Source organism: Thermoplasmataceae archaeon (genome assembly GCA_038729425.1).
In the GTDB taxonomy this organism is placed as follows: Archaea; Thermoplasmatota; Thermoplasmata; order Thermoplasmatales; family Thermoplasmataceae; genus B-DKE.
On sequence record JAVYSB010000006.1, the window covers coordinates 16395 to 22473 of the forward strand.

The following is a 6079-nucleotide window of genomic DNA, read 5'->3' on the forward strand; positions in this document are numbered from 1 at the left end:
GACTCAGGAGATCAACCAGCCTAGGCTTCCCGCTGTGATGCAGATTCTTGCAGCCGGTCGCAAGCCCATTAAAACTGAACCCACGCCTTTCCCCCATGTGGAATATACCAAAATACTTTCTAATCGGGCTCCAAAGAGCGAAAGGAAAAGAATTGTATTCGAGGATCTGGAAAAAGGTGTTCCAGAGATCGTGAAGGTACTGAAGGAGGAGATGAGATGAGAGCTCTTATTTTTTCGGATAACCCTGGCCCAGGTTCGCAAACAATTTCATACATACGTGGGAAGATGGAAGCAGATGTTGTAGTGCCAGTCGAAATAAAGGAAAAAATTGTTTCCTACGGTGCTGGAAAGATATACGCCTTTAAGGGACCACTGGACTCGGGGAACGTCAGCAAGAAGCTTTCCGAGATCTTCAAATCAGGATACGATTATCTGTTTATCGACTCCACCATACTCGGTAGGGAGGTAGCTGGTTACCTAACGGCGACGGAAGGTCAGATGTGTGTTGCTGAAATAACGAGCTTTGAAACTACTGGCCAGATCGTTAAGACAAAAAGATATTTCTATGGTGGAAAAAGCGTTCTTGAAGAAGAATCATCGTCCAGAATATTTACTGTGGCGCCAGGCATCGCCGATGCCAAAGCGACTGACGCTAAGTCTCCTGTGGAAGAAGTAGATCTTACAGCCCCGACCCTGAATGTGGAAAAAACAGAAGCAAAGACATCGACAGGAGTTGACATAACCGCTGCAAAGATCATAGTCAGCGTTGGCAGGGGACTAGGGAAGAAGGATGGGCTAAAGCAGCTGGAACCGCTTACCAAGGCTCTTGGCGCTGAATTCGCCGGTTCGAGGCCGGTTTGCTCAGATTTACAGTGGCTAGGTGAAGAGAGATGGGTAGGAATCTCTGGAAAGAAGGTGAGTCCAAAGGTCTATCTTGCCATGGGGATCTCAGGCCAGATACAGCACATTGCCGGAATCAGGGGGTCAAAATACATAATCGCTGTGAACAAGGACAAAAGCGCACCTATATTCGAGGAATGTGACTACGGTATCGTTGGAGACCTCTACCAAGTCGCGTCCAAGATACTGGCTTCTCTGACTCAGTAATCCTTGTTACTAAAGTGAAATAAGATCTGGCTTAAGCCAATCAGTGCCAGATCAATTGTCATTTTATTTTTAGCAGAAATAGAGATTTTGAAAATTTTCTTAAAAAATGGGAAAATAATGAAAAAATAGGGACGATATTCATGCTTCAGCTTTTGCAGGTGTTTCCTCCTTGCTGTTCCTGATTCCCATTGCCCTTGTTATATAAGTTCCAATCACGGAAATCAAAACGTTCAGCATCACTGAAAACAGTCCAACGAAGATTAGGACTTCAGTTCCGTTAAACTTTCCAAAATTGTAAAACGACGTTTTGAAGCTCCCATTCGCAGGGAAGTTGGCACTTAGTTCCAGGTATACGTCTAGAATCATTCCTACCGCCCAGCCAACAATCATAGAATGCTTGTTAAGTTTGGGCCAGTACAGTCCAAGAAATAGCGCAGGCAAAGTTTCAAGAATCAATCCACCAGCCAACAGTTGAAGTTGTATGGCATATGTATCGTTCACTACCAATGTGAAGAGCACGGCGATAAAGATGAATACTATCGTAACTACCTTTGCATAAAACGTCTCTTGTTTTGGTTCTATGGCTTTTTTTACGTATGGTTTAAAAACGTTTCTGATGAACAGATTCGCGGAAGCTATTGACATTATAGCCGCAGGAACAAGCCCACCAATAAATATTCCAAGGAAAGCGAATCCTGCGAACCAGCTAGGCATTGTATAAAGTATCAGCGCTGGAACAACGTAAACACCGCCAGACGCTCCGAAGCTGCTGACATAGTTAAGCGCCGGGGCGACGGCATATATCAATACCCCAAACAGGGCGAGAAACGCGAGCCCAATTCCATAAACCGGAAGCAGTGCTGTACTCATTCTAAGATTTGTCTCGTTCTTCGAGCTCAGAGATCCATTGACAGCGTGAGGGTACAGATAAAGAGCCATTGCGCTTCCTATCCAGAGCGTTGGATAGCCTACAGCGTAGGTAGATAATGGAAGTGTCTGGTAAACTTGTTTTGCAGCGAAAGCATGCTGAAAACCACCGTATGCTAGAGGAACTGCGATTATCACGACAATCACAGTTATGAAAATTATTACGTCCTTGAAGAGGGCGGTAAGAGTTACTCCTCTGAGCCCGCTCATGAAAGTAAATGCGACCAGTATGATGACCGAAACTATAAGGGCAAAATCTATCAGCAGGGCAACGTTTCCGGTGTTTGGAAACATAACAGTGAGCACCGCTTTCATTCCCACAAGTTGAAGCCCGACATAGGGCAATTCTGAAACTATGCCTGTCAGCGCTATAAGAAGACCAAGAGTTTTGCTTGAGAATGTGTCTGTGACAAAATCAGCGGCCGTTATATATCCCTATTTCTTGGAAATTACCCACAGTTTCGGCATGGTCATCATCGCTACTGCAAAGGTCAGTGCTACATACGGTACTGCGAAAAAGTATATCCCGCCTGATGCGAATAAGGCCGAAGGAATTGCAATGAATGTATATGCGGTGTAAAGATCGGCGCCTATTAAAAACCATGTCAGCACTACACCAAGTTTCCTCCCTGCAAGTGACCACTCAGACAGTATTGCTTCGTCCCCCCTCCTAAAGTATCTGCCCGCGAATCCCAGAATAGCAAATACAACGAACAGGACAATGAAGACAATAAATCCAACCAGTTGGAGCCCTCCTGTTGTTGCCGTCACAAGTTATCACTTCCCTTTACGCGTCCAATCAGGTAAGCTGCCACTCCAAACATCGCAGCAGAAAGTGCGAGCCATAGCGTCTGATACCAGTAAAAGAACGGTACACCTGCAAGCTTAGGATCGACCGTATCGTACAGTGGCAACACAATGTAGGCGAAAAACGGTATCACCAACAAAATTCAAGCTATCAGATATGCCGTATTTTTGCTCATTTTCATCTTAACCGAGCTAGTATTTGGCATTGCAACTACTATGATCACATCCATATAATAATGTTTCTCAAGAAAGTCTAGACTTCAGGTGGAAATTTTCTCTTTTATCAAAATATCATTACGGATTCTGTTTGCTTTCAAATCGTCTTGAGATTGAATAATTTTTAGCTCCGATACTAAACTGATATTAATGCCATACTGATCATGAAAAGATTGAACAAGGAAAAATTGGTGATCCTCTGTGACTTCGACGGTACCATATCCACCGTAGATACCATGGACATGGTACTCAAAATATTTTCAAGCTGGTCATGGGAACAGGCTGATGATCAGTATCAGCAGGGCAAACTTGGTTACAGGGACTGGATAAGGATGATGGAAAAGCCATTCTCTAATATAAGTGCCAACAGGGAAGTAATCTGCTCCGTGGTGATTCCAGAGGCAAAGCCGAGGAGTCACTTCGGTGAATTGGTCGATTATTCCCTGCACCGTATACCTCTCATTATCGTAAGCCTTGGTATCGACTTCATCATTAACCAGGTGCTGGAACTGAACGGATGGGACGAAAAGGTGCAGACCTGCATGCCCAAGACCTCATTCAATGGACACGGATTCACCTTTGAATACCCGGAACTCAGATATGCGGACTCCTTGAATCTTAAGGACGATGCTGTGAAATATTTTAAGACCAAGGGTTACAGGGTGGTTTACATCGGAGATGGCACACCTGATTATAGAGCATGTACCGAGGCTGACATACGTTTTACCGTGAAGGGTTCAAGACTATCAGAGCTATGTAGAATCAATAGGGTGAGTGTCAGGGATTTTACAGATTTTGAGGAAGTACTGCAGATCATAAAGAAAATAGAACATTAGGAACGAACCTTTCATTCCCATACTATCATAAAGATACAACAAACTTCAAGCATGGATCACCCGTAGCATTATTTTTATTCCAATCGCTCATCCTTGGTGCATGCAGGATTCGCATTTCTTGCTTTATGACTGGATCAACGAGAGCTGGCCGAAGACAAAGTTCAATCTCAGCCAGAGCGGCATGAACCAGATAGACATTTCTAAAATTGGCATAAAGACAGACTTTGGTGAGTATCATTCAAGCGGAATCGACGGCGATCTGCAGTTCAGGAAAACAGTAGCTAGGATGCATTCCGTAAGTGAGGACAATGTAGCTTCCACCGTCGGTGGTTCCCAGGCCATTTTTATTGCAGCTTCAATGATAAACATGAAAAAGGTTCCTTTGGTGATACCTGTTCCCGAATATGAACCAATTTCATCTGTACCGGAAATGATCAATGTGAAGATCAGCAGGGAAAGTATCGATAATTTACACAAACCAGTGAGAAGAAGAGAATCATTCATCATGAGCAATCCAAACAACCCAACAGGGCTTGCATATAACGCTGACGTCATATCGCGCATGCTGGAGTCCACGTCTTCAGCCGGCCATTATGCCTTGATTGACGAAGCATTCATGGATTTCTCCCACGCAGAAGCTGAGAAAATGAAAATATATGATGGAATCATGTTTTCAAATACCCTTTCAAAATTCTATGGGCTCGGGTTCATGAGGACCGGATATGTCGTTTCTGACAGAGAGACGATCTTGAGGATCAATCACCTTAAAAGCCTTTATACTGGAGGCAGTTCACCATATTTCTTGTGGATAGCTTCGCAGGTGCTCCAGAAAAGGAATATATTTTTCGAGAACGCCAGGAAGGTCATGACCGTAAACAGAAAAATGGTCTCAGATTTTGTCATGGACACCGGCCTCAGGTCTGATGTGTCATTCGGCGTGGCTCCATATTGCCTTGTTGCATATGAACAACACATACCCTCAATTGAACTGTGCAGGAAAGTCCTGGAGAAAACCGGTGTGCTCATATCAGCCGGAAGCTACTTTGGCGTGGAAAACTCATTCCGGCTCTGTTTTACTCCAGAAACTGAAACTCTGTCAGCGGCTCTTGAAAAACTGAGTTCCTTCTTTAAAAATCTCCGATGATCAGGTTTGATCCTGACGATAATTTAGTATATTTATAAATAATCAGAGAACGTGAAACCGGAATATGTTAAGGTCAGCCTACCCTCCGGGGACAACTATAATTTCATAAAGGGCACGCTCAGAGACCGATCGCTTCACACTGTATGCGAGGAAGCAAGATGCCCGAACATAGCTGAATGCTGGGAAAGTGGAACGGCCACCTTCATGATAATGGGGAACAACTGTTCCCGCGGATGCAGGTTCTGTTCAGTTACACATGGCGGGATGATCCCACTCGATCCAGAGGAACCCGGAAAGGTGGCGCAATCTGTGAGGATGATGCACCTGAATTATGTTGTCATCACATCGGTCGACAGGGATGACCTTCCCGATCAGGGATCGCTCCACTTTGCGAAAGTGACGCGGTCAGTGAAAGATCTGGGGGTCTCTGTAGAGGTGCTCACGCCAGATTTTCAGGGAAATGGAAAACTCATAGATAATGTCCTGAGGGAGGGGCCCGATGTTTTTGCGCACAACGTTGAGACAGTGAGGCGCCTTTCACCGGCTATTAGGGATGCAAGGGCAGGCTATGACCAGTCTCTTTCCGTGCTCAGGCATGCCAAAACGTTCAACAGGAACCAGATAACGAAATCTTCAATAATGGTGGGGAATGGGGAAACGGATGACGAGGTCCTCGAAACCATGAGGGACCTCCACGCCGCAGGAGTGGACATAATAACCGTAGGCCAGTACCTTAGGCCTTCAAAGAAACAGATAGAAGTCAGGGAGTACTGTTCTTTGGAACGATTTAGAAAGTTGGAGGACATGGGGTACGACGTTGGGTTTTCCTACGTCGCTTCTGGACCTCTGGTCAGAACATCTTACAAGGCTGCAGAAGCCTGGACATTGAGGAGATTGAGCAATGACAGAAATGGTGAATGAAAAAAACGAGAAAGAAATGTACGTGAGGGCATATACCGCAATGGTGCTCTCAAGGACCTTTGACAAGAAAATCGTAACGGCGCAGAGGCAGGGAAGGATCGGGTTTTATACACCTTCCATA

At 45.0% G+C, this 6079-nt stretch carries 8 protein-coding genes; 5 read left to right on the forward strand and 3 right to left on the reverse strand.

The features are described from left to right. Together QW597_06105 and QW597_06110 are read left to right on the forward strand one after the other, a co-directional pair. Positions 1–220, forward strand: a 220-nt coding sequence (locus QW597_06105; GenBank protein MEM0156151.1) for an electron transfer flavoprotein subunit beta, incomplete at its 5' end; no start/stop codon positions are given. Further along, positions 217–1107 (forward strand): electron transfer flavoprotein subunit alpha/FixB family protein, encoded by an 891-nt coding sequence (locus QW597_06110; protein MEM0156152.1) that lies wholly within the window; start codon positions 217–219, stop codon positions 1105–1107. The genes QW597_06105 and QW597_06110, both read left to right, overlap by 4 nt. Before the next feature lie 138 nt (positions 1108–1245). Here the strand turns inward: QW597_06110 and QW597_06115 are convergent, their stop codons facing one another. The 3 genes from QW597_06115 to QW597_06125 are packed head-to-tail and all read right to left on the reverse strand — an operon-like array spanning position 1246 to position 2975. Then, on the reverse strand, positions 1246–2463 hold the full coding sequence (locus QW597_06115; GenBank protein MEM0156153.1) for a sodium:solute symporter: 1218 nt from the start codon (positions 2461–2463) through the stop codon (positions 1246–1248). Between the two features lie 6 nt (positions 2464–2469). Beyond that, positions 2470–2805 (reverse strand): hypothetical protein, encoded by a 336-nt coding sequence (locus QW597_06120; protein MEM0156154.1) that lies wholly within the window; start codon positions 2803–2805, stop codon positions 2470–2472. Further along, on the reverse strand, positions 2802–2975 hold the full coding sequence (locus QW597_06125; GenBank protein MEM0156155.1) for a DUF3311 domain-containing protein: 174 nt from the start codon (positions 2973–2975) through the stop codon (positions 2802–2804). Before QW597_06125 ends, QW597_06120 begins: the two co-directional genes overlap by 4 nt. A gap of 246 nt (positions 2976–3221) precedes the next feature. On the opposite strand from QW597_06125, the gene QW597_06130 reads away from it, so the two are divergent. The 3 genes from QW597_06130 (at position 3222) to lipA (ending at position 5958) form a co-directional block, all read left to right on the forward strand. Then, positions 3222–3893, forward strand: a complete 672-nt coding sequence (locus tag QW597_06130; GenBank protein MEM0156156.1) for an HAD-IB family phosphatase — start codon at positions 3222–3224, stop codon at positions 3891–3893. Positions 3894–3993: 100 nt separating this feature from the next. Further along, positions 3994–5037 (forward strand): pyridoxal phosphate-dependent aminotransferase, encoded by a 1044-nt coding sequence (locus QW597_06135; protein MEM0156157.1) that lies wholly within the window; start codon positions 3994–3996, stop codon positions 5035–5037. A 51-nt stretch (positions 5038–5088) separates the two neighbouring features. Next, entirely contained in the window at positions 5089–5958 is an 870-nt protein-coding gene (lipA, locus tag QW597_06140) for a lipoyl synthase (protein ID MEM0156158.1), read from the forward strand. Positions 5959–6079: the final 121 nt, after the last annotated feature.

Coding starts and splice junctions, on each gene's coding strand:
- QW597_06110 (MEM0156152.1), top strand. CDS start 217: ATGAGAGCTCTTATTTTTTCGGATAACCCTGGCCCAGGTTCGCAAACA.
- QW597_06130 (MEM0156156.1), top strand. CDS start 3,222: ATGAAAAGATTGAACAAGGAAAAATTGGTGATCCTCTGTGACTTCGAC.
- QW597_06135 (MEM0156157.1), top strand. CDS start 3,994: ATGCAGGATTCGCATTTCTTGCTTTATGACTGGATCAACGAGAGCTGG.